The sequence below is a fragment of the Candidatus Symbiothrix dinenymphae genome (assembly GCF_001431085.1).
On sequence record NZ_BBRU01000115.1, the window covers coordinates 1 to 879 of the forward strand.

Annotated in this window: 1 protein-coding gene; it reads right to left on the bottom strand. The window is 36.6% G+C overall.

Annotated elements, in window-relative coordinates; all coding sequences use genetic code 11:
- Nucleotides 1–233, bottom strand: a 233-nt coding sequence (locus ASC50_RS01930) for a DUF2442 domain-containing protein (RefSeq protein WP_158648278.1), incomplete at its 3' end; no start/stop codon positions are given.
- Nucleotides 234–879 lie beyond the last annotated feature (646 nt).

Consider the following 879-nt stretch of genomic DNA (forward strand, 5'->3'; position numbering starts at 1 on the left):
ATTTTAGACACACCAACCGGTTCGGGGTCATCGTATAGAAAACTCTCAACCGACATGTCTTCATCTATGTCTTCCCAACGAATACCAATCTCATCATATTCGTATGCCATCTTTTGCGCTTCTGTGGCATTTTTCAATCTTGGATACCACAAAAGCGATTGCCATAATTCTCTCCCATCGTCGGTCTGAATGAAAATTTTTTCATCTTCAAACCAAAGTTTACTTATTTTCATTTGTTGTATAAAGAGTAGGCATATCTGCAAATTTTTAAATTATGCCACAAAGGTAGGATATTATTTTATAACCACCAAATAAAAACATCTATTTTTCCTTGTTTACAGCAAATTTTGCATAAGTGCTTAATTATCAACAAAATACTTTTTGTCTGAATCAGGATTTTCAGGATTAAAAGATTAACAAGATGGTTAATCCTGAAAATCCTTTAATCCTGTAAATCCTGATTCAGACAAAAGACGATGAGCGAAACAACAGAAAACCCCTGATTGCCATCAAGATGTAATCAGGAGTTTTACCGGAGTTTTACCGGAATTATACCTGTTTTAATGCCATTATGACTGCATTGCTCGGTAGAAATTGCAGAGCACATCCTGCCTTGTATCTCGATGGGATTCCGAAATGAAAGGGGACATACTGTTTTCTGCTGCATTGCAATCGCCAACAGGATTAAAATAGGTATAATAATATCCGGTATTCATGAAATTTTAATTATTTTGGTTTAAAATGTCCAACCTAAACGAAGTGATGGCGTTGCAGATATGCCAAAATTGCTCATAGAGGATTCTGATTTGCTTGCCTCAGAACCGGTTCTCTCCGTCGTTTTAAGAGAATTAGAAACATATCCCAGGGCAACCTCTGCCC